The organism is Janthinobacterium tructae (assembly GCF_006517255.1).
Taxonomy (GTDB): domain Bacteria; phylum Pseudomonadota; class Gammaproteobacteria; order Burkholderiales; family Burkholderiaceae_D; genus Janthinobacterium; species Janthinobacterium tructae.
The window spans coordinates 4,548,965-4,573,762 of the sequence record NZ_CP041185.1; the positions used below are offsets into that span (position 1 = coordinate 4,548,965).

General features: G+C 59.6%; 18 protein-coding genes. 12 read left to right on the forward strand and 6 right to left on the reverse strand.

Annotated elements, in window-relative coordinates:
- The first annotated feature begins 21 nt into the window (after positions 1 to 21).
- The 10 genes from secE (at position 22) to FJQ89_RS20015 (ending at position 14,465) form a co-directional block, all read left to right on the forward strand.
- Positions 22 to 405, forward strand: a complete 384-nt coding sequence (secE, locus tag FJQ89_RS19970; RefSeq protein WP_035823944.1) for a preprotein translocase subunit SecE — start codon at positions 22 to 24, stop codon at positions 403 to 405.
- Positions 405 to 1,031: a transcription termination/antitermination protein NusG gene (gene nusG / locus FJQ89_RS19975; RefSeq protein WP_034753130.1), complete on the forward strand. Its 627-nt coding sequence runs from the start codon at positions 405 to 407 to the stop codon at positions 1,029 to 1,031. Before secE ends, nusG begins: the two co-directional genes overlap by 1 nt.
- A gap of 115 nt (positions 1,032 to 1,146) precedes the next feature.
- Positions 1,147 to 1,581: a 50S ribosomal protein L11 gene (rplK, locus tag FJQ89_RS19980; RefSeq protein ID WP_010394312.1), complete on the forward strand. Its 435-nt coding sequence runs from the start codon at positions 1,147 to 1,149 to the stop codon at positions 1,579 to 1,581.
- Positions 1,581 to 2,276: a 50S ribosomal protein L1 gene (gene rplA / locus FJQ89_RS19985; protein WP_071079797.1), complete on the forward strand. Its 696-nt coding sequence runs from the start codon at positions 1,581 to 1,583 to the stop codon at positions 2,274 to 2,276. Before rplK ends, rplA begins: the two co-directional genes overlap by 1 nt.
- Before the next feature lie 319 nt (positions 2,277 to 2,595).
- A complete protein-coding gene (rplJ, locus tag FJQ89_RS19990) occupies positions 2,596 to 3,135 on the forward strand; it encodes a 50S ribosomal protein L10 (RefSeq protein WP_141171436.1) in 540 nt (179 codons plus the stop codon).
- Positions 3,136 to 3,202: 67 nt separating this feature from the next.
- Complete coding sequence (rplL, locus tag FJQ89_RS19995; protein WP_010394320.1) at positions 3,203 to 3,574, forward strand: 50S ribosomal protein L7/L12; 372 nt, start codon at positions 3,203 to 3,205, stop codon at positions 3,572 to 3,574.
- Between the two features lie 244 nt (positions 3,575 to 3,818).
- Positions 3,819 to 7,925: a DNA-directed RNA polymerase subunit beta gene (rpoB, locus tag FJQ89_RS20000; RefSeq protein WP_099760958.1), complete on the forward strand. Its 4,107-nt coding sequence runs from the start codon at positions 3,819 to 3,821 to the stop codon at positions 7,923 to 7,925.
- Positions 7,926 to 8,034: 109 nt separating this feature from the next.
- Positions 8,035 to 12,276, forward strand: coding sequence for a DNA-directed RNA polymerase subunit beta' (gene rpoC / locus FJQ89_RS20005; protein WP_099760957.1), 4,242 nt, complete (start codon positions 8,035 to 8,037; stop codon positions 12,274 to 12,276).
- Between the two features lie 640 nt (positions 12,277 to 12,916).
- Positions 12,917 to 13,549 carry a transcriptional regulator gene (locus FJQ89_RS20010; RefSeq protein WP_096233374.1) on the forward strand — a complete coding sequence of 211 codons (633 nt, stop codon included), beginning with the start codon at positions 12,917 to 12,919 and terminating at the stop codon, positions 13,547 to 13,549.
- Positions 13,550 to 13,625: 76 nt separating this feature from the next.
- On the forward strand, positions 13,626 to 14,465 hold the full coding sequence (locus FJQ89_RS20015) for an HDOD domain-containing protein (RefSeq protein ID WP_141172903.1): 840 nt from the start codon (positions 13,626 to 13,628) through the stop codon (positions 14,463 to 14,465).
- A gap of 71 nt (positions 14,466 to 14,536) precedes the next feature.
- Here FJQ89_RS20015 and FJQ89_RS20020 read toward each other — a convergent pair whose 3' ends face one another.
- The 4 genes from FJQ89_RS20020 to FJQ89_RS20035 all read right to left on the reverse strand — a co-directional run bounded on the left by FJQ89_RS20020 (position 14,537) and on the right by FJQ89_RS20035 (position 19,115).
- The gene (locus FJQ89_RS20020; protein WP_141171437.1) at positions 14,537 to 16,348 is read right to left on the reverse strand and encodes a DUF885 domain-containing protein; all 1,812 of its coding nucleotides are present in this window, start codon (positions 16,346 to 16,348) and stop codon (positions 14,537 to 14,539) included.
- Positions 16,349 to 16,482: 134 nt separating this feature from the next.
- The gene (locus FJQ89_RS20025) at positions 16,483 to 17,580 is read right to left on the reverse strand and encodes a M48 family metallopeptidase (protein WP_141171438.1); all 1,098 of its coding nucleotides are present in this window, start codon (positions 17,578 to 17,580) and stop codon (positions 16,483 to 16,485) included.
- Positions 17,577 to 18,743, reverse strand: coding sequence for an HPP family protein (locus FJQ89_RS20030; protein WP_141171439.1), 1,167 nt, complete (start codon positions 18,741 to 18,743; stop codon positions 17,577 to 17,579). Before FJQ89_RS20030 ends, FJQ89_RS20025 begins: the two co-directional genes overlap by 4 nt.
- Positions 18,744 to 18,818: 75 nt before the next feature.
- A complete protein-coding gene (locus tag FJQ89_RS20035) occupies positions 18,819 to 19,115 on the reverse strand; it encodes a DUF3349 domain-containing protein (RefSeq protein WP_168208488.1) in 297 nt (98 codons plus the stop codon).
- A gap of 159 nt (positions 19,116 to 19,274) precedes the next feature.
- On the opposite strand from FJQ89_RS20035, the gene FJQ89_RS20040 reads away from it, so the two are divergent.
- A complete protein-coding gene (locus tag FJQ89_RS20040; RefSeq protein ID WP_141171441.1) occupies positions 19,275 to 19,775 on the forward strand; it encodes a thioredoxin family protein in 501 nt (166 codons plus the stop codon).
- Positions 19,776 to 19,781: 6 nt separating this feature from the next.
- Here FJQ89_RS20040 and FJQ89_RS20045 read toward each other — a convergent pair whose 3' ends face one another.
- Both FJQ89_RS20045 and FJQ89_RS20050 read right to left on the reverse strand, forming a co-directional pair.
- Positions 19,782 to 21,785, reverse strand: coding sequence for a methyl-accepting chemotaxis protein (locus FJQ89_RS20045; protein WP_141171442.1), 2,004 nt, complete (start codon positions 21,783 to 21,785; stop codon positions 19,782 to 19,784).
- A gap of 157 nt (positions 21,786 to 21,942) precedes the next feature.
- Positions 21,943 to 22,440, reverse strand: coding sequence for an Lrp/AsnC family transcriptional regulator (locus tag FJQ89_RS20050; protein WP_034783259.1), 498 nt, complete (start codon positions 22,438 to 22,440; stop codon positions 21,943 to 21,945).
- A 153-nt stretch (positions 22,441 to 22,593) separates the two neighbouring features.
- Between FJQ89_RS20050 and FJQ89_RS20055 the strand changes: the two genes are divergently transcribed.
- Positions 22,594 to 24,633 carry an aminotransferase class V-fold PLP-dependent enzyme gene (locus FJQ89_RS20055; RefSeq protein WP_141171443.1) on the forward strand — a complete coding sequence of 680 codons (2,040 nt, stop codon included), beginning with the start codon at positions 22,594 to 22,596 and terminating at the stop codon, positions 24,631 to 24,633.
- Positions 24,634 to 24,798 lie beyond the last annotated feature (165 nt).

Genomic DNA, 24,798 nt, shown 5'->3' on the forward strand with positions numbered 1-24,798 from the left:
CAGGGCACCGAAAGTAGAAAAATGTCAAATCAATCCGTGCAAACCGTTAGCACGTCGAGTGACAAGATAAAAGTCGCGCTGGCAATAGTGGCTGCGATTGCAGGAGTAGTCGGGTTTTATTACCTGGCAGGCCAACCAGCTCTGGTGCGTGCAAGCGCGCTTGTGGCTGGTTTGGTTATTGCTGTTGCACTCTTGTATATCTCGACGACCGGCCGTGAATTTCTCAATTTCGCCAAAGAAGCTGTGCGCGAAACCAAGAAAGTCGTTTGGCCTACCCGCAAAGAAGCCACGCAGATTACTGCGATCGTGTTTGCCTTTGTGCTGGTCATGGCGATTTTCCTGTGGGGCACGGATAAATTGCTCGAGTTTTTGTTGTATGACGTAATTCTGGGTTGGAAAAAATAATGAGCGAAAATGTGCATGATGAAGCAGCGGACGAGTCCGTTCCGGGCGACGCTCCGGTAGCGGACACTGGTGCAGCGCTGAGCGTGCCAGTGAGCAGCAAGCGCTGGTATGTCGTGCATGCTTATTCCGGCATGGAAAAAAGCGTCATGCGCGCGCTGACCGAGCGCATCGAGCGCGCGGGCATGCAAGACCAGTTCGGCCAGATCCTGGTGCCGATCGAAGAAGTGGTCGAAGTCAAGAATGGTGTGAAGTCCGTCACCGAACGTCGTTTCTATCCTGGCTATGTGCTGGTTGAAATGGAAATGACGGACGAGAGCTGGCACTTGGTCAAGAACACCAGCAAGGTTACCGGTTTCATTGGTGGCAAGTCGAACAAGCCGACGCCGATCTCCGCGCGCGAAATCGACGGCATCATGAAGCAGATGCAGGAAGGTGTTGAAAAGCCCCGTCCTAAAACCTTGTACGAGGTGGGCGAGCAAGTGCGCATCAAGGATGGTCCGTTTACCGATTTCAACGGCAATGTCGAAGAAGTCAATTACGAGAAATCCAAAGTGCGCGTCTCGGTCACCATTTTCGGTCGCGCTACTCCGGTGGAGCTCGAATTCGGCCAGGTCGAAAAAGTTTAAGTATTATCAAGCGCCACCAGGAGCGTCACGGCAGTCTCAGTGAAATCCGGTCAGAGGAGCCCCGCCAGGGTAGGATCGGCGGGGCGCTACTACTCAATCCAAGATAGGAGCCATCATGGCAAAGAAAATCATTGGTTTTATCAAGCTGCAAGTACCAGCTGGTAAAGCAAACCCATCCCCACCAATCGGTCCAGCTCTGGGTCAACGTGGTCTGAACATCATGGAATTCTGCAAAGCCTTCAATGCACAGACCCAAGGTCTGGAAGCAGGCATGCCGATTCCAGTCGTGATCACCGCGTTTGCGGACAAGTCCTTCACGTTCGTGATGAAGACGCCTCCAGCAACCTACCTGATCAAAAAAGCTGCTGCGATCACCAAAGGTTCGCCGAAGCCACATACCGACAAAGTCGGTACGCTGACCCGCGCACAAGCTGAAGAAATCGCTAAATTGAAAACCCCTGATCTGACCGCTGCCGACATGGATGCTGCTGTACGCACCATCGCTGGTTCCGCTCGTTCGATTGGTATCACGGTGGAAGGTGTTGTATAATGGCTAAGTTATCCAAACGTATCAAGGCTTTGAAAGCCAAAGTCGACCGTACCAAAGTGTACGCTTTCGACAACGCTGTCGCTCTGATCAAAGAGTGCGCAACGGCCAAGTTCAATGAATCGATCGACGTATCGGTACAACTGGGTGTTGATCCTAAGAAATCCGACCAAGTGGTGCGCGGCTCCGTCGTGCTGCCAGCTGGTACCGGCAAAACCGTACGCGTGGCAGTCTTCGCGTCGGGCGAAAAAGCAGAAGCCGCTAAAGCAGCTGGCGCCGACATCGTTGGTATGGAAGACCTGGCTGAGCGTATCAAAGCCGGCGACATGCCTTTCGATATCGTTATCGCTTCGCCAGATACCATGCGTATCGTTGGTACCCTGGGTCAGATCCTGGGCCCGCGCGGCATGATGCCTAACCCGAAAGTTGGCACTGTTACTCCTGACGTCGCTACCGCCGTGAAAAACGCGAAAGCCGGTCAAGTACAGTACCGTACCGACAAATCCGGTATCATCCACGCTACCATCGGCCGTAAATCGTTCGCTGACGCAGATCTGAAATCGAATCTGGTCGCACTGATCGACGCACTGAACAAAGCCAAGCCAGCATCGAGCAAAGGCGTGTACCTGCGCAAAGTTTCGCTGTCGTCGACCATGGGCGCTGGCGTCCGTGTTGACCAGACTAGTCTGGCAGCTTAAGTAAAGAATCAAGTCCTGTGGCGCCTCCGGGCGCTGCGGGCGCATCTTTGGGCTGTCTGTCCGGTGTTCGCACCAGGCAGGCAGACAATCAAAGACCGTTGGGCCGACTGCGATCGCACATGCAGAAGGTTAATAGGCTTGCCGGCAACGGCAAGTGCCCAACGCAGATGGTGTACCCGAACAAGTTTTGTAGTCCTCATGCTGCGTGAATCCATCCGCTCAGTTTAGTACTTCTTGACTTCGGACGCCGTGTTCGAACCGATGCAAGGCGCTCAACCACTCGGTTGTGATTGCCGAACATCATTTAAGGAGGTTGACCGTGAGTCTCAATCTGAATGACAAAAAGGCCGTCGTCGCCGAAGTTTCCGCACAAGTAGCAAATGCGCAAACGATCGTCGTGGCCGAATATCGTGGCATCCAGGTTGGTCACTTGACGCAACTGCGTGCTAAAGCGCGTGCCCAAGGCGTGTACCTGCGTGTGTTGAAAAACACTCTGGCTCGTCGCTCCGTTGAAGGTACCGCATTCGCCAGCCTGGCAGATGCCATGACCGGCCCGTTGATCTACTCGATCTCGGCCGATGCCGTTGCAGCAGCTAAAGTCATCGCTGACTTCGCTAAAACCAACGACAAACTGGTCATCAAAGCAGGTAACTACGCAGGCAAGCCGCTGGATACAGCTGCTGTCACCGCGTTGGCGAGCATTCCTAGCCGTGAAGTCCTCATTGCGCAGTTGTTGGGCGTTATGCTGGCTCCGGTTTCGGGCTTTGCACGTGGTCTGGCTGCCCTGGCAGCGAAAAAAGGCGAAGGCGCCGAAGCTCCTGCAGAAGCAGCAGCAGAAGAAGCCCCAGCAGCCGCTTAATTGCGCGCGCTTTTTTCTCTCAGTACCAATCTGATGTAACTAACGTAATAAATTTAGGAGTTTCAAAATGGCAATTAGCAAAGACGATATCCTGGAAGCAGTTAGCGCCATGTCCGTAATGGACCTGAACGACCTGGTTAAAGCATTCGAAGAAAAATTCGGCGTGTCCGCAGCAGCAATGGCTTCGGCCGGTCCTGCAGCAGGCCCAGCAGCAGCTGCTGAAGAACAAACCGAATTCAACGTCATCCTGGACAGCTTCGGCGCAAACAAAGTTGGCGTCATTAAAGCAGTTCGCGAAATCACCGGCCTGGGCTTGAAAGAAGCTAAAGACCTGGTCGATGGCGCACCAAAAACTGTGAAAGAAGCAGTGTCGAAAGCTGACGCTGAAGCAGCACAGAAGAAACTGGTAGAAGCCGGCGCAACCGCTTCGATCAAGTAATATCTGTACCGGCGGCAGTTAGCGCCCGAGTCAAAGTCTGAGGTTTCCCCTCGCAAGGGGGGAAATCCGACTTTGGCTCCTTTGTCGTCTGCATCGTATTTGTCATGTAGTTGCAGCAGCAGTTTTTATTCGATTCAAGCCGGAAAGCAGAGCCTTGAGGTTTCGTCTGTGTCACACGCAGCGGTGCAAACGAACACTTGCAAAACCTGAATTTTCTATCCTTTCTGTCACTCACGGAGTGTCCATGCACTACTCATTTACTGAGAAGAAACGCATTCGCAAATCATTCGCGAAGCGCGCCAACGTTCACCACGTTCCGTTCCTGCTGGCGACCCAGCTCGAGTCTTATCATAGCTTCTTGCAAGAGGACATAGCACCGTCCGGCCGCAAGAATGATGGCCTGCAGTCGGCTTTCACTTCGATTTTCCCTATCGTGTCGCACAATGGTTTTGCGCGTCTCGAATTCTTGTCGTACGTTCTGGGCGATCCTGCCTTTGACGTCAAAGAATGTCAACAACGTGGCCTGACGTTCGCGTCGCCGCTGCGCGCGAAAGTGCGTCTGGTGATCCTGGACAAGGAATCGCCAACCAAGCCTGTCGTCAAAGAGATGAAGGAACAGGAAGTCTACATGGGCGAATTGCCGCTCATGACGACCACCGGTTCGTTCGTGATCAACGGCACGGAGCGGGTTATCGTTTCCCAGCTGCACCGTTCGCCTGGCGTGTTCTTCGAGCACGACCGCGGCAAGACTCACTCGTCCGGTAAACTGCTGTTCTCCGCGCGTATCATTCCTTACCGCGGTTCGTGGCTGGACTTCGAGTTCGACCCGAAAGACATCCTGTTCTTCCGCGTCGACCGCCGCCGCAAGATGCCAGTAACGATCCTGCTCAAAGCCATCGGCATGTCGCATGAGCAAATCCTGGCCAATTTCTTTGTCTTCGACAATTTCAACCTGCGCTCCGAAGGCGCGGAAATGGAATTCGTCGCCGAACGTCTGCGCGGCGAAGTGGCGCGCTTTGACATCGTCGACAAGTCGGGCAAGACCCTGGTGCTGAAAGACAAGCGTATCAACGCCAAGCACGTGCGTGATATCGAAGCTGCCGGCATCAAGCACATTTCGGTACCGGAAGATTACCTGCTGGGCCGCGTATTGGCGAAGAACATCGTCGATGGCGACACCGGTGAAGTCGTCGCTTCCGCGAACGATGAGCTGACGGAAGATCTGCTGGGTCGCCTGCGCGACGCCAACATTTCCGAAATCCAGACCTTGTACACCAACGACCTGGATCAAGGCGCCTACATCTCGCAAACCCTGCGTATCGACGACACCGCCGATCAGATGGCTGCGAAAGTGGCGATCTACCGCATGATGCGTCCAGGCGAACCGCCAACGGAAGACTCCGTTGAAGCGCTGTTCAATGGCCTGTTCTACAACTCGGACCGCTACGACCTGTCGGCCGTGGGCCGCATGAAGTTCAATCGCCGCATTGGCCGCGATGAACTGACCGGCGCCATGACCCTGTCGAACGAAGACGTGCTGGCCGTGATCAAGATCCTGGTGGAACTGCGCAATGGCCGCGGCGAAGTCGACGATATCGATCACCTGGGTAACCGTCGCGTACGTTGCGTGGGCGAACTGGCCGAGAATCAATTCCGCGCCGGCCTGGTGCGTGTTGAGCGCGCCGTCAAGGAACGCCTCGGCCAAGCCGAAGCGGACAACCTGATGCCGCACGACCTGATCAACTCGAAGCCGATTTCGGCTGCGATTCGCGAGTTCTTCGGTTCGTCCCAGCTGTCGCAGTTCATGGACCAAACCAATCCTCTGTCGGAAATTACCCACAAGCGCCGTGTATCGGCTCTGGGACCCGGCGGTCTGACACGCGAACGCGCCGGCTTTGAAGTGCGCGACGTGCATCCGACCCACTACGGCCGCGTCTGCCCGATCGAGACACCGGAAGGTCCGAACATTGGTCTGATCAACTCGCTGGCTCTGTATGCCCGCCTGAATGAATACGGCTTCCTGGAAACCCCGTACCGCAAGGTCGAAGGTTCCAAGATTACCGATCAGATCGACTACCTGTCCGCCATCGAAGAAGGCCGCTACATCATCGCTCAGGCGAATGCGACCATCAGCGATGAAGGTACGCTGTCCGATGAACTGGTCTCGGCCCGTGAAGCCGGCGAAACCATCCTGGTCTCCCCGGAGCGCATCCAGTACATGGACGTGGCACCAGGCCAGATCGTTTCCGTCGCTGCCTCGCTGATTCCGTTCCTCGAACACGATGATGCAAACCGTGCATTGATGGGCGCCAACATGCAACGCCAGGCTGTGCCTTGCTTGCGTCCTGAAAAAGCGCTGGTCGGTACCGGTATCGAACGCACCGTTGCGGTCGACTCGGGCACCACCGTGCAAGCCTTGCGTGGCGGTATCGTCGATTACATCGATGCGGGCCGTGTCGTGATTCGCGTGAACGATGACGAAGCGACCGCTGGTGAAGTGGGCGTCGACATCTACAACCTGATCAAGTACACCCGTTCGAACCAGAACACCAACATCAACCAGCGTCCTATCGTGCAAGTGGGCGACCGTGTTGCCAAGCGCGACGTGATCGCCGATGGCGCATCGACCGACCTGGGTGAATTGGCGCTGGGCCAGAACATGACCGTGGCTTTCATGCCATGGAATGGTCTGAACTTCGAAGATTCGATCCTGATCTCGGAAAACGTCGTCAAGGACGACCGCTACACCTCGATTCACATCGAAGAGTTGTCGGTGGTTGCGCGTGACACGAAACTGGGCGCGGAAGAAATTACGCGCGACATCTCGAACCTGGCTGAAAATCAGCTGGCACGTCTGGATGAGTCCGGTATCGTCTACATCGGCGCTGAAGTCCAGGCCGGCGACACCCTGGTTGGTAAAGTGACGCCTAAAGGCGAAACCCAGCTGACCCCGGAAGAGAAGCTGCTGCGCGCGATTTTCGGCGAAAAAGCTTCGGACGTAAAAGATACGTCGCTGCGCGTGCCTTCGGGCATGATCGGTACCGTGATCGACGTGCAAGTCTTCACGCGTGAAGGCATCGTGCGCGACAAGCGTGCCCAGCAAATTATCGATGACGAACTGAAACGCTTCCGTCTGGATCTGAACGACCAGATGCGTATCGTCGAAGGCGATGCCTTCCAGCGTCTGGAAAAAATGCTGATCGGCAAAGTTGTCAACGGCGGCCCTAAAAAGCTGGCCAAAGGCGCCAAGATCACCAAGGAATACCTGGCCGATCTGGACAAATACCACTGGTTCGACATCCGCCCTGCGGACGACGATGCAGCCGTAGCGCTCGAAGCGATCAAGGAATCGATCAACGAGAAGCGTCACCAGTTCGACCTGGCCTTCGAAGAGAAGCGCAAGAAACTGACGCAAGGCGATGAGCTGCAACCAGGCGTGCAAAAAATGGTCAAGGTGTACCTGGCCGTGAAACGCCGCCTGCAGTCGGGCGACAAGATGGCAGGTCGCCACGGTAACAAGGGTGTGGTTTCCCGTATTGTTCCTGTGGAAGACATGCCATACATGGCCGACGGTACGCCAGCCGACGTTGTGCTGAACCCGCTGGGTGTTCCTTCACGGATGAACGTTGGTCAGATTCTCGAGACTCACTTGGGCTGGGCTGCCAAGGGTCTGGGTATCCGCATCGGCGAAATGCTGAAGGCGCAAACCAAGGTCGAGCAAATGCGCAAGTATCTGACGACGATCTACAACGACAATGGCCGCGCGGAAGATCTGGACAAGTTTGATGATGAAGAGATCATGAAACTGGCCGAGAATCTGAAAAAAGGTGTGCCATTCGCCACGCCAGTGTTTGACGGCGCGAACGAAGAAGAGATCCGCCGCATGCTGGACCTGGCGTATCCGGACGACATCGCCAAGAACCTGGGCATGACCCCGTCGAAGAACCAGGTGACCATGTATGACGGTCGCACTGGTGAAGCGTTCGAACGCAAGGTCACTGTCGGCGTGATGCACATGCTGAAACTGCATCACTTGGTCGATGACAAGATGCATGCGCGTTCGACCGGTCCTTACTCGCTGGTGACGCAACAGCCGCTGGGTGGTAAAGCCCAGTTCGGTGGTCAGCGTTTCGGTGAGATGGAAGTCTGGGCACTGGAAGCGTATGGCGCGTCGTATGTCTTGCAAGAGATGTTGACCGTCAAGTCCGATGACGTGAATGGCCGTACCAAAGTGTACGAGAACCTGGTCAAGGGCGATCACGTGATCGACGCCGGCATGCCGGAATCGTTCAACGTGCTGGTCAAGGAAATCCGTTCGCTGGGTATCGATATCGACCTCGAACGCAACTAAAAGACAGCTACCTGTCATTTGGTTTGGGAAACACAAAGCCCGGCTGGGAAACCACGCCGGGCAATGTAGTCTCAGGAATATAGAAATTTAATCACCTCTGGAGTGATACATGAAAGCACTGCTCGATCTATTCAAGCAAGTACAGACCAACGAGACCTTCGATGCAATCAAGATCGGTCTCGCTTCGCCTGAGAAAATCCGTTCGTGGTCCTACGGCGAAGTCAAAAAGCCGGAAACCATCAACTACCGTACCTTCAAGCCTGAGCGCGATGGCCTGTTCTGCGCCAAGATCTTTGGCCCGATCAAGGATTACGAATGCCTGTGCGGCAAGTACAAGCGCCTGAAACACCGCGGCGTGATCTGCGAAAAGTGCGGCGTCGAAGTCACGCTGGCCAAGGTGCGCCGCGAGCGCATGGGCCACATCGAGCTGGCCTCGCCGACCGCGCACATCTGGTTCCTGAAGTCGCTGCCGTCGCGTCTGGGCATGGTCCTGGACATGACCCTGCGGGACATCGAACGCGTGCTGTACTTTGAAGCATACGTCGTGACCGATCCAGGCATGACCCCGCTGAAGAAGTGCCAGATCATGTCGGAAGACGACTACGCCGCCAAGTACGAAGAGTACGGCGACGACTTCACCGCCTTCATGGGCGCCGAAGGTATCCGTGAACTGCTGCGCTCGATCGACATCCACCGCGATGCCGAAACCTTGCGCGTGGAACTGAAGGAATCGAAATCCGAAGCCAAGATCAAGAAATACGCCAAGCGCCTGAAAGTGCTGGAAGCGTTCCAGCGTTCGGGCATCAAGCCTGACTGGATGATCATGGAAGTGCTGCCGGTGCTGCCGCCGGAACTGCGTCCGCTGGTACCGCTGGACGGTGGCCGTTTCGCGACCTCGGATCTGAACGATCTGTATCGCCGCGTCATCAACCGTAACAACCGTCTGAAACGCCTGATGGAGCTGCGCGCTCCAGAGATCATCACGCGCAACGAAAAGCGCATGCTGCAAGAAGCGGTCGATTCGTTGCTGGACAACGGCCGTCGCGGCAAAGCGATGACCGGCGCCAACAAGCGTCCGCTGAAATCCCTGGCAGAAATGATCAAGGGCAAGGGCGGCCGTTTCCGTCAAAACTTGCTGGGCAAACGCGTCGATTACTCCGGTCGTTCGGTCATCGTCGTGGGCCCGCAATTGAAACTGCATCAGTGCGGCTTGCCGAAACTGATGGCGCTGGAACTGTTCAAACCGTTCATTTTCAATAAACTGGAACTGATGGGTCTGGCGACCACGATCAAGGCCGCGAAAAAGCTGGTCGAGATTCAAGAGCCGGTCGTGTGGGACATCCTGGAAGACGTGATTCGCGAACATCCGATCATGTTGAACCGCGCACCTACGCTGCACCGTCTGGGTATCCAGGCTTTCGAGCCAGTCCTGATTGAAGGCAAGGCCATCCAGTTGCACCCACTCGTCTGCGCCGCATTCAACGCCGACTTTGACGGTGACCAAATGGCGGTCCACGTTCCTCTGTCGATCGAAGCGCAGATGGAAGCGCGCACTTTGATGCTGGCATCGAACAACATCCTGTTCCCATCGAACGGCGAACCGTCGATCGTGCCGTCGCAGGATATCGTGCTGGGTCTGTACTACGCGACGCGTGAAGCGATCAATGCGAAGAACGAAGGGATGATGTTCCCTGACGTCTCGGAAGTGATCCGCGCCTACGACAACAAGGAAGTCGAACTGACGACCCGCGTGACCGTGCGTATTACCGAATACCCGAAAAACGCCGAAACGGGCGAATTCGAGAAAACGATTACCCGCTACGAAACGACGATCGGCCGTGCGATCCTGTCGGAAATTCTGCCTAAAGGCTTGCCGTTCTCCGTCCTGAACCGCGCGCTGAAAAAGAAAGAAATTTCCAAGCTGATCAACACGTCGTTCCGCAAGTGCGGCCTGCGCGCCACCGTGGTGTTCGCAGACAAACTGATGCAATCGGGTTTCCGCCTGGCGACACGCGCCGGTATCTCGATCTGCGTCGACGACATGCTGGTACCGCCGCAAAAAGTCACCCTGATCGCGGCGGCCGAGTCGGAAGTCAAGCAGATCGAACAGCAATACGCCTCGGGTCTCGTGACCGCCGGCGAGCGTTACAACAAGGTAGTCGATATCTGGGGCAAAACCTCGGATGAAGTCGGCAAGGCCATGATGGACCAGCTCAAAGTCGAAGACGTGATCCGCCGCGACGGCACCAAGTCGACGCAAGAATCGTTCAACGCCATTTACATGATGGCCGACTCCGGCGCGCGCGGTTCCGCAGCCCAGATTCGTCAGTTGGCCGGTATGCGTGGTCTGATGGCCAAACCGGATGGCTCGATTATCGAAACGCCGATTACCGCGAACTTCCGCGAAGGTCTGAACGTTTTGCAGTACTTCATTTCGACCCACGGTGCGCGTAAAGGTCTGGCCGATACGGCGCTGAAAACGGCTAACTCCGGTTACCTGACGCGTCGTCTGGTTGACGTGACGCAGGATCTGGTCGTGATCGAGGACGATTGCGGCACCATGAACGGCGCGCTGATGAAGGCGCTGGTCGAAGGTGGTGAAGTCATCGAAGCGCTGCGCGACCGTATCCTCGGCCGCGTCACCGTGCACGATGTCGTTCATCCTGAAACCCAGGAAACGCTGTACGAAGCCGGTTCGCTGCTGGATGAAGACATGGTCGAAGAGATCGAGCGTCTGTCCATCGATGAAGTCAAGGTCCGTACGCCACTGACTTGCGACACGCGCTTCGGCCTGTGCGCCAAGTGCTATGGCCGCGACCTGGGCCGCGGCATGCTGGTCAACGCCGGCGAAGCCGTCGGTGTGGTGGCAGCGCAGTCGATTGGTGAGCCGGGTACCCAGCTGACCATGCGTACGTTCCACATTGGTGGTGCGGCATCGCGTGCGGCAGTGGCATCGTCGGTGGAAGCCAAGTCGAACGGTACCATCCGCTTCACGGCAACCATGCGTTACGTGACGAACGGCAAGGGCGCGCAAATCGTCATTTCCCGTTCCGGCGAAGTGCTGATCACCGACGACCATGGCCGTGAGCGTGAGCGTCATAAAGTGCCGTACGGCGCGACCCTGATCGTCAAGGACGGCCTGGTCATCAAGGCCGGTACGGCCCTGGCAACGTGGGATCCGCTGACCCGTCCGATCATTACCGAATACGCCGGTCAAGTGCGTTTCGAGAACGTCGAAGAAGGCGTCACCGTCGCCCGTCAGGTCGACGAAGTGACCGGTCTGTCCACCCTGGTGGCGATCGATGCGAAACGTCGCGGTTCGTTGACGAAAACGTTGCGTCCGCAAGTCAAGCTGATCAACGAGGCGAACGAAGAAGTCAAGATCGCCGGTACCGAACACTCGGTGGCGATCGGCTTCCAGGTCGGCGCGCTGATCATGGTCAAGGACGGTCAACAGGTATCGGTTGGTGAAGTGCTGGCACGTATTCCTACCGAATCGCAAAAAACGCGCGATATTACCGGTGGTCTGCCACGCGTTGCGGAACTGTTCGAAGCGCGCTCGCCGAAAGATGCCGGTATGCTGGCGGAAGTCACGGGTACGGTTGCGTTCGGTAAAGAAACCAAGGGCAAGCAGCGTCTGGAAATCACGGACATGGACGGCAACAAGCATGAGTTCTTGATCACCAAGGACAAACAAGTGCTGGTGCATGACGGCCAAGTCGTGAACAAGGGCGAGATGATCGTGGACGGCCCGGCCGATCCGCAAGACATCCTGCGCCTGCTGGGTATCGAAGCACTGGCACGTTACATCGTCGACGAAGTGCAAGACGTGTACCGTCTGCAAGGCGTGAAGATCAATGACAAGCACATCGAAGTGATCGTGCGTCAGATGCTGCGCCGTGTGCAGATCGTCAATGCCGGCGACACCAACTACATCGTTGGCGAGCAGGTTGAGCGTTCGGAACTGCTGGATCAGAACGACCTGATGGAAGCCGGAAACAAAATTCCTGCGACCTACGAAAACGTTCTGCTGGGTATTACCAAGGCTTCGTTGTCGACCGATTCGTTCATCTCGGCCGCATCGTTCCAGGAAACCACCCGCGTGCTGACCGAAGCGGCGATCATGGGCAAGCGCGATGGTTTGCGCGGCCTGAAAGAGAACGTCATCGTCGGCCGTCTGATTCCTGGCGGTACGGGCCTGGCCTTCCACCGCGCACGCAAAGAAAAAGAAGCGTGGGAAGTGGAAGAGCGTCAAGCACTGCTGCTGGCCGAGAAAGCCTCGATGGCCGGCGAAGCTGCCGAAGCGTTGCAGGACATCGAAAGCCAGCAACACCACGGCGACGAAGCGTAATCTACGCTGCTAGCTGACAAGAACGGCACCTTCGGGTGCCGTTTTTTTATGCCTGATCGCATTAACTAGTACACACATACAAACAGATTGGAACGCGATAAATCATAGTGCTCGGGCTATATCCGGTGATGTCTTCACCATAGATTATCAATTGTGCGATGTATTGAAAACGATGTGGTCATCGGATGTTGTCTACTCATGCCCGGTATTTTCTATTGGCGGTATAAGTAAAGGGGGGCATGAATCAGGTATTAAAACTCCTGCTGAGTCATGCTGTTATTAATGGCTGAGATTAAAAATAAAACCTATATGCCGATATTCACCCTGTTTGGTTTTTGAATAAATATGGTCGAGCTACTGTTACGTCGTGCATGCTTGAATTGATGGGCTAGATCTGGAGATGCGTAGCGTCAGACCGAGGGTTGCGATAGGCAGGGATATTTGGCCGGCACGCCAGCGTATCTGAAGTGAGCGCTCACAAGGAATGTGGCTGCAAACTGCCTGTCGCTGTGTCATCGCCATGCGTTGCGCATGGGCTCGCCGAATTGCCGGTGACGGCGCGACACCGCGTTGTTGTGGCGTCACGCCCTATTGCCCTCGCCACGCCAGTTTTCAGTTTATTCATGCTAAGATTTGGCGCATGATTGCCCAAGCCCTGTTTACTCCCGCCCAGCAGAAACTGCTGGGCTTGCTCTTTGTCCGCGTGAATGAAGGCTTTCACTTGAACGAGATCATGCGCTTGACGGGCCTGGGCAGCGCGTCGGCGCAGCGCGAACTGCGCCGCCTGCATGATTCCGGCCTGATCACTTCGGAGCGGATTGGCAATGTGCGGCGCTTCTGGCCTAACAAGGAAAGCCTCGTGTATCCCGAGTTGAGCGGACTGGTGCAGAAAACCTTCGGCATCGTCGGCGTGCTCAGTGCGACCCTGGCGCCCTTGCGAGCCCAGTTGCACCTGGCCTTCGTGTCTGGTGCCACAGCGAAGGGACAGGACATGCCCGGTAGTGCCATCGACTTGCTGCTGGTGGGCGAGGACGCCAATTATGGCGATCTGTTGACAGGATTGGCCCCGGCGGAGCGAACCTTAAGGCGTAAAATCAATCCCAACTTATATACGCTGGCCGATTATCGCCGGCGCCTGCGTGAAGGTCAGCCATTTCTGCTGCAGGTATTACAGCAGCCGAAGTTGTTTGTCATCGGCGATGAATCGCTATTGCAGGCGCTGGCATTACCAGACGCTTCCTTGCAAGTGAATGACTTGCCATCTGTATTCTAAAGGCCGGGTCTGGCATTCACTTTCTGCTGCATGAAATTGTTAGCTAGCAAAAACTCTGAGGCGGATTGATCGTATGATGAATAAACTACAGGCTTTCGGTTTAATTGTTTCCCAGGCAGTGCGCGGTGAATTAACGTTTCCCACGAGTGTTAATTCAGCGCTGCAATTGCAATTGGCCCTGGCCGAACCGGACTGCCATATCGATCATGCCATCAAGCTGGTGCTGGCCGAGCCCTTGCTGGCGGCGCGCACGGTGGCCCTGGCCAATTCGGCCGTGTACAGCCGTGGCGATGCGGCGCCCGTGACCAGCGTGCGCGCCGCCGTCATGCGCATGGGTTACCGCAATCTGTATGCGCTGGTGGCGGCCATGGTGGTGCGCCAGTTCGGCAGCAAGATCATCGACCCCGTGCTGCGCCAGAAGGCGACACAGCTGTGGGAGCACACGGCCCACGTGGCGGCGCTGGCGCACGTGCTGGCCCGCCGCGTGACGCACGTCGATGCGGACACGGCGCTATTCGCCGGCATCGTGCATGAGGTGGGCGGTTTTTACTTGTTGTCGCGTGCCGATGAATTTCCTGGCCTGCTCGACGACGATGCGGATCACTGGATGGAGTCCGCCGAAGAAATCATTTCCCGCGAAGTCATGAAGAAGCTGCTGATACCGCTGGCCGTGAGCGACGCCATCGAAGGCTTGCGCGATGGCTTGCTGTCCATTCCGCCCGATTCCCTGCTCGATACTTTATTGTTGGCCAAGCAACTGTCGCCCGTGCCGTCGCCGTTGCAGGTGACGTACGTGGAAATGCTCACGCCTTCCGATTCTGTCATCGATTTCATTATTGATAACGAAACCCTGCAAAGCGTCCTGGCCGAGTCAAACGAGGAAGTGCGCTCGATGAGTGCGGCGTTGCTGGTGTAACTGAAAACGCCGGCGGCAAAAAAACGGCAGCGCCATCGAGGCGCTGCCGTTTTGTCTTCAGGCCTTGCGTTTTACTTCTGCTGCGCGATCCACCGGTCGACCTTGGCTTCCAGCAGTTTCAAAGGCAGGGTACCGTCGCCGAGCACGACTTCATGGAACTTCGGCAGGCTGAACTTGTCTCCCAAGGCAGCTTGCGCGCGCTGGCGCAGTTCGACGATCTTCAGCGCACCGATCTTGTAGCCCAGCGCCTGGCCCGGCCAGGCCATGTAGCGTTCCGTTTCGCTTTTCGCCACGGCGTCATAGCCGAGGGTGTCGCGCATGTACTTGATGGTCTGCTCGCGCGTCCAGCCCTTGGTGTGCAAGCCCGTGTCGACCACCAGACGCACGGCGCGCAGCATCTCGTCGTTCAAGTGGCCGAAGTATTGGGCCGGATCCTCGAACAGGCCCATTTCCTTGCCCAGCGTTTCCGCGTACAGGGCCCAGCCTTCCGTGAAGGCATTGTTGCCGCCGAAACGGCGGAAGTTCGGCAAGTCCATCTCTTGCACCAGCGCCAGGTGAAAATGGTGGCCAGGCTTGCCTTCGTGCAGGAACAAGGTGGTCATGCCCGTATCGCCATACTGTTTCGGGTCGGTGACGACGGACCAGAACACGCCGGGGCGCGAACCGTCGGCGGCCGGGGCCGTGTAGTGGTCGGCAGCCGTGTCGCGGCTCAGTTCAGGCTCCAGGCGCAAGTCCAGCGGCGCTTTCGGCACCAGGGTGAACAGCGCGGGCAATTTGCTGTCGAGCAGCACGTTCAACTTGCGGTAGACGTCGAGCACTTCCTGCTCCGTCTTGAACGGGCGGTATTTTGCCTGCTCCGAGACCCACACGGGCAAGCCGGCGGCCGGGCCGGTGTAGCCCATTTTCGGGCCCACGATCGCGTACTGTTCCTGGATGCGCGCCACTTCCTTCAAGCCGATGGCGTGGATCTGCTCCGGCTTCAAGTCCGTGGTGGTGCTGCTGGCCACGCGCGCCTGGTACCAGGCAGGGCCATCGGGCAGGGCGCTCCAGCCGCTGCTCGTGCGGCCGGCCGGCAGGTAATCGCGCTCCATGAAGGTGGACAGGCGCTGCAGCGCGGGCATCAGCTTGGCCGCGATGATGACGGTGTACGTTTGCGTCAGGCGCGCCTTGTCGGCCTCGGAAAAGCTGGCCGGCAAGTTCTTGATGGGCGTGTAATAGACGCTGTCCTGCGGCGTGGTGCTGACGAGCTTTTTGAATTGCGGCAGGGCCGACTCCGTCAGCGCCTTCGGCAGCACGATGCCCTTTTGCATGCCGACCTTCATGTTGGCGATGGCCTGGTCTATCCAGCCGGGCAACTGGCCGATACGGCTCAGGTAAGCGTCATACTGCTTGACCGTGGTCAGCGGTTGCGATGCCTCGCCGCCCGCATAATTGGCCAGGGTGACGGGCATGCTGTCCATCTGGTTCAGTGGCAGCAGGTATTCGGGGAAGCGCTCGAAGCTCAGCGCCGTCGCCAGTTCATAGTCGAGGATATCGTAGTTGATCTGGTCCTGGTGCGACAGCTGCGCGCGGGCAATGCTGCGCAGGGTCTTCTGACACTGGCGGTACAGGGCAAACTGTTTTGCGCGCGCGGCGGGCACGATGGCTGAACCGAGCTGGTCGTCAAAACGGTTGTCGCCGCTTTCGGTGGCGTTGATCGGCTCGAAACGGGCCAAGGCATCGTAATACTGGTCGGCCAGCACTTGCAACTGCTGCCTGGCTTTCGGCGCACTGACGGCCACGCTTTTGGCAATGGGCTGGACTGCTTGCGCCATGGGCGCGTAGGCGAGCAACAGGGAGATGGCCAGGGTGCCGAGGGTGCCGGCGGCAAAACGATGCTTCATGCGCGATGTCCTTTGTAAGGAGGGAATGAATGGAGGCGTTGAGGGTCGGGGTGGCCGGTCGGGAAGGAACAGCCGGGGCGTAAGCATACGCCATTGCCCAGTGCGTTTGGATAAATTGTAGGGAGGGAATGTTGCTATTTCGCTGTAGGCGGCAGGGCCGCTTTCATCGCCTGCCAGTACTGGCTGGTCAATGGGGTGCAGACGGGGCAGGGCGTGGCGGCGATCAGGCTCTCGATCTGCTGCGCGCGCGCCGCCGTTTGCGGGTGCGAGGAAATCCATCCGGGTACGCTGGCCTTGTCCTTGTCATCGAGCTCCTGAAAAAAGCGCAGCATGCCGTCGGGACGGATCTGCGCGCGCTGCAAGGCGAGCAAACCCAGACGGTCCGCTTCCTCTTCCATGTCGCGGCTGAAATACAGGGTGCCGGCCTGGTGCGCCAGCATGGCGGCCACGGCGCTGATGTCGCCGATGGTCACGCCCACCAGGGCGCCCCAGCCCAGGCTGCTGATCATTTGCCGCAGCGAATGGCGCTGTTCCACATGCTGCACTTCATGCGCGAGCACGCCGGCCAGCTCGCCCGGATCGCCCGCCTGGCGCAGCAAGCCCGTATGCACGACGATGATGCCGCCCGGCATGGCAAACGCGTTGACCGTGTCATCCTGCTTGACCAGCCAGCGGTACTGGTAGCGCGACCCCGCCGTCAGCTTGCGGCCGATCTCCTGCACCGTCTGCTGCGCCACGCCGTGCTCGCTGATGCCGCCCTGCGCGCGCACTTGCGCCAGGGCCAGTTCACCCAGCTGTTTTTCCGTCGACACGGGGATCCAACCCGCCAGCGCGCCGATGGCATGGCCGCCCTGCCACCACAGCAGGGCGGCAGCGATGACGGCCGCGCCCGTCAAGCCGGCCAGCCAGCCCGACACTTGCCGCCGGTTGCGCTGGCGCTCGCCCCACAGGCGCTGCAGTTGCGGCTGTAGCGCGGGTGGGGCTTCTTTTAAAACGATGGCGATGTCGCCCGCTGTCAGCGGCTTGAGCGAGGCTTGCCGTCCTTGTGCGTCGAGCCAGTTCAGGAACAGTTCCGGTCCGTCGACACCGCCCACGCTGACGACCAGCTGCGCCACATCCACGCTATGGCCGGGCGCGTCGATGGCCAGTTGCCGGCCGAAAAAATGCGCGCCGACGGGTGTGCCGGCGGCGCCGCCCTCGGGGCCGGTCAGCAGTGCCTGGAATGGCATCATGCTGCCGCCTCGGCAAAGCGGCTTTCGTACAGCGCCGCCATCAGGTCGGACTGGCTGATGATGCCGGCCAGGCGCTCGTCATCGTCGAGGATGGGAATATGGTGATAGCCGGCGTCGGCCATCAGGGGCACCAGGTCGATGATGGGCGTGCCCAGGCGCGCCGTGTGCGGCGACGGCGTCATCAGCTGGCCCACCACCTCGGGCTTATCGCTGTGGGAAAGCCCGCTGCGCTGCAGCAAGCCGCGCAGGCGCTGGCGCATGCCCTGATAATCGTCGAGGCCGCCGTGGCGCAGGAAATCCGTCTGCGTGATGATGCCGATGACGCGGCGCGCCCGGTTCAGCACGGGCAAGGCGCCCACGTCGTGCTCGCGCATGGTGCGCCAGGCAACATCGAGCGGCGTGCCGAATTCCACGCTGAGCACATCCTTCGACATGATGTCGGCGCAGGTGACGACGCCGAAGCGGCGCTGGTAGGCGCGCATTTCCGTCTGCAAGAAGATGGCTTGCAAATCGTCGCGGCTGATGTCGAGCACTTCGCTGTGCTGGCGCAAGACGGCATCGAGGTCGTCCGGCGAAAAGCCCAGGCGGTTGCTGGGCACGTCATCCCTGGTGGCGTGCGGATGCGGCGCGACCAGTTGCTGGATGTGCGGGTAGCGGCGTCCCGTCAGGTTGTTGTACAGCACGGCGCAGGCGACCAGCACGGCGGAATTGAACAGCACGGTGATGAAGACGAATTCAAAGCCGGCCGCATGCACGCTGGCACCACCGACCACGGTGGTGAGCGCCACGGCGCCGCCCGGCGGATGCAAACAGCGCAGGGCAAACATGGCGCTGATGGCCAGGCAGGCCGCCAGCGCCGCCACGCCCACGCTGGGCCCCAGCCATTTGACGCAGGCCATGCCGACCAGGCCGGAGACGACATTGCCGCCCACCACCGACCACGGTTGCGCCAGCGGGCTTGCTGGCAGGCAGAACAGCAGCACGGCCGAGGCGCCCATGGGCGCGATCAGGTAGACGCTGGCGCTGTCCGGGGCCAGCAGGAAATGGCAGATGAGACCAGTGAGTAACAGGCCGCAGATGGCGCCCGCGCAGGCGCGCAATTGTTCGCGGCGGCTGCCGTTGTTCGGTTGCGGCAGCCAGCGTGCCAGGAAAGAAGTCGTCATGGGGAGGGCGCGTTCGGGCCGCGTTGCTCAGTGTGAGCCCGAGATTATCCCATGCGTTGCATTTCGCTGCCGGCGTTACTCTTCCGCGCAGATCGCCTGCAAGCCGTGCCGCTCCAGCAGGCGCCTGGCGGTTGCAATGGCGGACGCCTCCGGCTTGCTGCTGGCGCAGGCATAGATGTCATTGAGAACCGCCGCCGCATCCTTGCCCGTGACGGCGGCCATCAGTTCGCTCAGGTTGCGGTCGGAAAAGTGTTCATACAGCAGGGCCAGCACGGGGGCATACGCCGTCTCTGGCATGCCGCCGGGGTAGGCGCTGTGCAGCATGCGCGCGGCGCCGGACAGTGTTGGGGGCAGGGCATCTGGCATGTTCAAGCGGCTACTCCTTGGTGGTGCTGATACGCGCTTAGACGTTTTCCGCATAAGCACAGTGCAATTAAATGGTGGATATTTCCCTCAAGCAGGCATATTCTAGACAATCACGCCCGCTGGCAGCTGTTCAGCTGGCCTCACGATTTCTCTCAGGAGTCCCGTATGCGCCTTTCCATTCTTCTTGCCAGCCTGCTGCTTGCCGGCACCGCCGTTGCCGCCGCGCCAACGCCAAGCAACCCTGTCGCCACGCCGCACTTGCCGTACAACGCGGCGGCCGACGCCAAGGCCGACGTGGCCCGCGCGCTGGCCGAAGCCAAGGCGGCGCACGTGCCTGTCTTGCTGATCTTTGGCGCCAACTGGTGCGAGGATTGCCGCGCGCTCGATAAGGCATTGAAGGAAGGCAAGAACGCCGAGTTGATGCAACAGCAGTTCAAGGTCGTCAAGGTCGATGTTGGCAACTTCGACCATAACCTGGACGTGGCGCACGCCTATGGTAATCCGCTCAAGAAAGGCATCCCGGCTGCCGTGCTCGTATCGAGCGACAACAACCAGGTGCTGTACGCCACCAAGGGCGGCGAATTGGCGAATGCGCGCCGCATGAGTGAAAGCGGCATTTATGATTTCTTCAAGCAAGCGGCGAGCGTGAAAGCGCCGGCGATCTAATCGCCTTTAAAACTCTTCCCACGCATCGCTGTCCGGCGCTGTCGGGCGCGCGGCGGGTATCGCCGCTTTTGCCGTTACTATGCGCGCCGGCTTGGGCAGTACGGGCTTGTGGGGCGCTTGCTGCGGCACTGCATGCCCCGTTTCTTCCAGCTTGAAGACGCTGACCACCTGCGCCAACCGGCCTGCCTGGTCTTGCAAGGATTGGGCCGCTGCAGCCGCTTCTTCCACCAGGGCCGCATTTTGCTGGGTCGCGTCATCCATCTGCGTGACAGTGGCATTGACTTGCGCGATGCCCTGGCTTTGCTCCTGGCTGGCCGAAGCGATCTCTCCCATCAGGTCGGCGACCCTCTGGACGGAAACGACGATGTCCTGCATGGTGGCGCCGGCCGAGTCGACCAGCTTGCTGCCAGCTTCCACCTTGCTGCCCGAGTCGACGATCAAGTCCTTGATTTCCTTCGCCGCCGCTGCCGAGCGTTGCGCCAGGTTGCGCACTTCTGTCGCCACCACGGCAAAGCCGCGGCCTTGTTCGCCCGCGCGCGCCGCCTCGACCGCCGCGTTCAGGGCGAGGATATTGGTTTGAAAGGCAATACCGTCGATCACGCCGATAATGTCGGCGATCTTGCGCGAACTTTCTGTAATCGCGCCCATCGTCTGCACGACTTGTCCGACCACCTCGCCACCCTTGACGGCGTGGCTCGAGGCCGACACCACCAGCTGGTTCGCCTGGCGCGCATTATCCGCGTTCTGTTTCACGGTCGACGTCAGTTCTTCCATGGCCGCCGCCGTTTCTTCCAGGCTCGACGCCTGGGCTTCCGTGCGGGCCGACAGGTCCAGGTTGCCCGACGCGATCTGGCTCGATGCACTGGCAATCGCCCCGGTACTGTCGCGAACTTCGCGTATCGTCACGTTCAGTGAGGCGACGAAACGGTTGAAGGCGGCAGCCAGCGCGCCAACTTCGTCTTCCGATTCGACGGGCATGCGGCGGCTCAGGTCGCCGTTCCCGCTGGCGATCTCGCTGAGCATGTCCGCTGCGCGCGCGACGGGGGCGGCGATGGCGCGGCTGATGACATAAATGATGAGCAGGGCGATGCCGCCGCCGACGAGGCCGGCGATCAGGGCGGCGATCAGGGCCGAACGCGTGACATTGCCCAGCACTTCCGCTTCCGGCACTTCGGCCATCACATATAAATTCAGTTCCGGCACGAAGGAAGCGGCGACGAACTGGCGTCCCGCAGGCGCGTCGTAGATGGCGTACGCGTATTTGTTGCCCGTCAACAGGCTCTTGCTCAGGGTATCGCTAAAGCCCGGCAAATCCTTGAGTGGATGCTTGCCATCGGCCAGGGCCGTGTCGCGGTGCACCAGCAGCACGCCGTTGGCGCGCGCCAGGTAGACATGGCCCGTCTGGCCGATCTTGTAGCTGCGGATGGTGTCGGCCAGCGCATTGATGGACAGGCCCAGGCCGGCCGCGATCTGCTTGCCGCCCGCCGTCTGGCCGCGCGCATTCAGGTACAGCATCAGGTCGCTGGAGTTTTCCGCCTTGTCGATGTCGAGCGTGTAGGCCTTGTCGCCGGCCAGCAAGCCATAAAACCACTGGTCGGCCGCCTGGTGCTTGTCCAGGGTGCGCAGCAAGCCCTCCGTGGTGAAGTATTTGCCCGTGCTGGCGGAAGCCCAGTTGATCGAGGCCGCCTTGTTCTTTTCCTTGACCACGGTGGCGTAGCGCTGGAAGGTGGCGATGCCGCTGTCGGGCAAGCCAGCGTCTTCCCAGTCTTGCAGGTAGACATCGTTGGCCATGGTCTGCACCACGGACAGGGGCTGGCTGATCTGGCGCAGCACGTCGTTGCGGATCTCGCCCACTTGCGCCGGCAATTCCTGGCTGACGACGCGCTCGCGCACGTAATCGCTGCTCATGCGCACGCTGAGGAACGACGAGATCGCCATGAAGAGCAGCAGGCACAAGCCCATGCTGAACAGGAGTTTTTTCTGGATGGAGAGGCGGCGGAGCAGAGACATGAAAGACCTTGGACGATGGCCTGCACAAGGGGCAGACAAGCGGGCAGTATACCGGCCGCGCTGCGCGTCCCGCCGCACCATTGCTGCTTCCCGTTCATTTATGTTGCATTGCGGCAACATGATTTTCCACAGCGGTCCCGCATGGCCGGAAAACGCCTCAGGCAGGCAAGCCGTGGGCGATCAATTCCAGCGGCAATTCCGTGCTGCATTTGATTTGCTCCATGGAAAAGGCGGACGACACCCCCGTCAGCTGCACGGCCTTGATGAGCTTTTTATAGAAGGTGTCGTAGCCCTTGATGTCGGTGGTGACGACTTTCAGCAGGTAGTCGATGTCGCCGCTCATGCGGTGAAATTCCTGTACCTCGGGCAGGACGATGACGGCGGCGGCGAAGCGGCGCAGCCATTTTTCATCGTGCTGGCCCGTGCGCACGCTGACGAAAACCGTGACGGGCAAGCCCACTTTTTGCCGGTTGACGATGGCCACGCGGCTCTCGATATAGCCCTCTTCCTCCAGGCGCTTGACGCGCTTCCAGCAGGGCGTGCTGGACAGGCCGATCTTCTCGCTGAGGGCGGCGATCGACAGGGTACCGTCCTGCTGCAGGGCGGCCAGGATGGCGCAGTCGAATTTGTCGAGCGAGGTGTTGGGTGAATTCATTTTACTATTCCAGTTTTTATAGCATGAACATGCTGCATAGTAGCCTAGTTGCAGTGTCTTTTGGCATATCTTCACGGCAGCGTGCCGGTAAACTATCCATACGTTCCAGCCACTTGCGCTGCCCCCTTTTTATAGAATACTCAGACGGTCATCATGAAAGAAATCTACCTCGACAGCAATGCCACCACTTGCGTGCTGCCCGCCGCCGTTGCCGCCGCCCGGCAAGCGATGGAGCAGGGCTATGGCAATCCCAGCAGCACTCACGCCACGGGATTGCAGGCCAAGGCCATGATGGATGGCGTGCGTCAGCGCGCCAGCGGCTTGCTGGGCGTGGGCGACGGCCGCTTGATGTTCAATAGCGGCGCCACCGAAGGCATCCAGACGGCCGTGCTGTCGGCCCTGTGCGCGCTGCGCGAACGGCGCGATGCGGGCAAGCGCATCGGCAGCCTGCTGCTGTATGGCGCGACCGAGCACAAGGCCGTGCCGGAAAGCCTGGCGCACTGGAACCGTTTATTGGGCCTGAACCTGGAAGTGCGCAAGCTGCCCGTCGATGCACACGGGCGCCACGATCTGCAGGCGCTCGATGCGCTGATCGGCGACACAGCCATGCTGTGCACGATGGCGGCGAATAATGAAACAGGCGTCATCAGCGACCTGTCCGCCATCGCGCAACTGCTGCAGGAGCGCGGTGCCGATGCCTACTGGATGGTCGATTGCGTACAGGCGCTGGGCAAGCTGAAACTGAACCTGGCCGCCACGCGCATCGATTACGCGCCGTTCTCCGGCCACAAGCTGTATGCGCCGAAGGGCATCGGCATGCTGTATGTGCGCGCCGGTGCGCCATTTACACCGTTGATGATGGGCGGCGGCCAGGAAGCGGGCCTGCGCTCGGGCACGGAGAACATGGCCGGCATCGCCGCCCTGGGCGCCGTGCTGGTTGCGCTGGACGATGGCAAGACCTTCCGCAGCCACGCGGAGCTGGTCGCTTTCCGCGCGCAGCTGGTGAGCAGCCTGGAGCGCGCTTTCCCCGGCATCGTGTTCAATATGCCGTTTGACTTGTCGCTGCCGACCACGCTCAATTTTTCCGTGCCGGGCTTGTCCTCGAAAGAGCTGCTGGACCTGTTCGACGCGGCGCGCGTGCGCGTCAGCTCGGGCAGCGCCTGTTCCGCCGCCAAGGCCCTGCCCAGTTATGTGCTCGAAGCGATGCACGTGCCGCAATGGCGTGCCAGCTCGGCCATCCGTTTGTCGTTTGGTCCCCTGATCGATGCGGCGACGATAGCGGCCGCCTGCGCGCGCATCGAGCGCTGCGGCGAAGCGCTGCGCAGCAGCTGTTTGCTGCCGTCGGCGCTGGCGCCATCGCCGCTGGACGGCGCGCAGGACGGCGTAATCCAGCTGAGCGTCGATGGCCAGTGCACCTGGCTGCTCAGCGACGCTGCCAGCGCCAGTTGCGTCGTTATCGATCCCGTCGCCGCGCTCGTGCCGCGCCTGGCCGCCTTCATCCGTTGCCAGCACCTGGCCTTGCGCGCCATCGTGCATACGACGGCGCCAGCCGACCATGGCGTGGCGCGCCTGGCCTTGCTGCAGGAACTCGTTATCGAACAAGTCGGTCACGTCGATATCGACGGTGAGCTGGCACTGGGCCAGCAGCGTTTGCGCCGCGTCGAGTGTGGCGAAAACCATGTGTATCTGCTGGGGCAGCGCTTCGCTTTCATCGGCACCCTGGCGCCCGAGGCGCTGACGCCCTTGCTCGATGCGGCGCTGCTGACGCCGGGCACCGTGCTGTGCGGCGCACGCGACGATGGCAGCATCTGCTGCACCGTGCGCACGGCGCAGGAAGGCATCGTACCGGCGGCCGACCTGCAGCTCGATGCGGCCAGCTTGCCCGCCTTCCTGCGCCAGCATCCCGACGCCATCCTCGTCGACGTGCGTGAAGCGTATGAACACGCGGCCTGCGCCGGAACCGTGTTCGAGGGCTGCGCCGTGCACAGCGTACCGCTGAGTCGCCTGGCGGGGCAGGTGGCCGCATGGCTGCAGCAGCCTCAATGCCCGCTGGTCTTTTTCTGCCGCAGCGGCAACCGCAGCGCGCGCGCTAGCGCCTGTCTGCGCCGCCTGGGCCATGCTGCGGCATGGCAGCTCAACGGCGGCATGGCGATGGCGGAAGCGACGCGCCACCCGCTGGCCATCGCGGCTTGACGGGGCTGAAATTTCTCATCTGAAATGTTGCACCGTGCCATCATTGGCACGGTGTTTCAGTTTATTTTCTCCCCTTCATTTCCTCCCGGCATTTTTCTACCCTGAACGGGCTGATTTCTTTGCCTGCACGTCCCTAAAACCTCGGGTATGTACGCTAGCGCACGG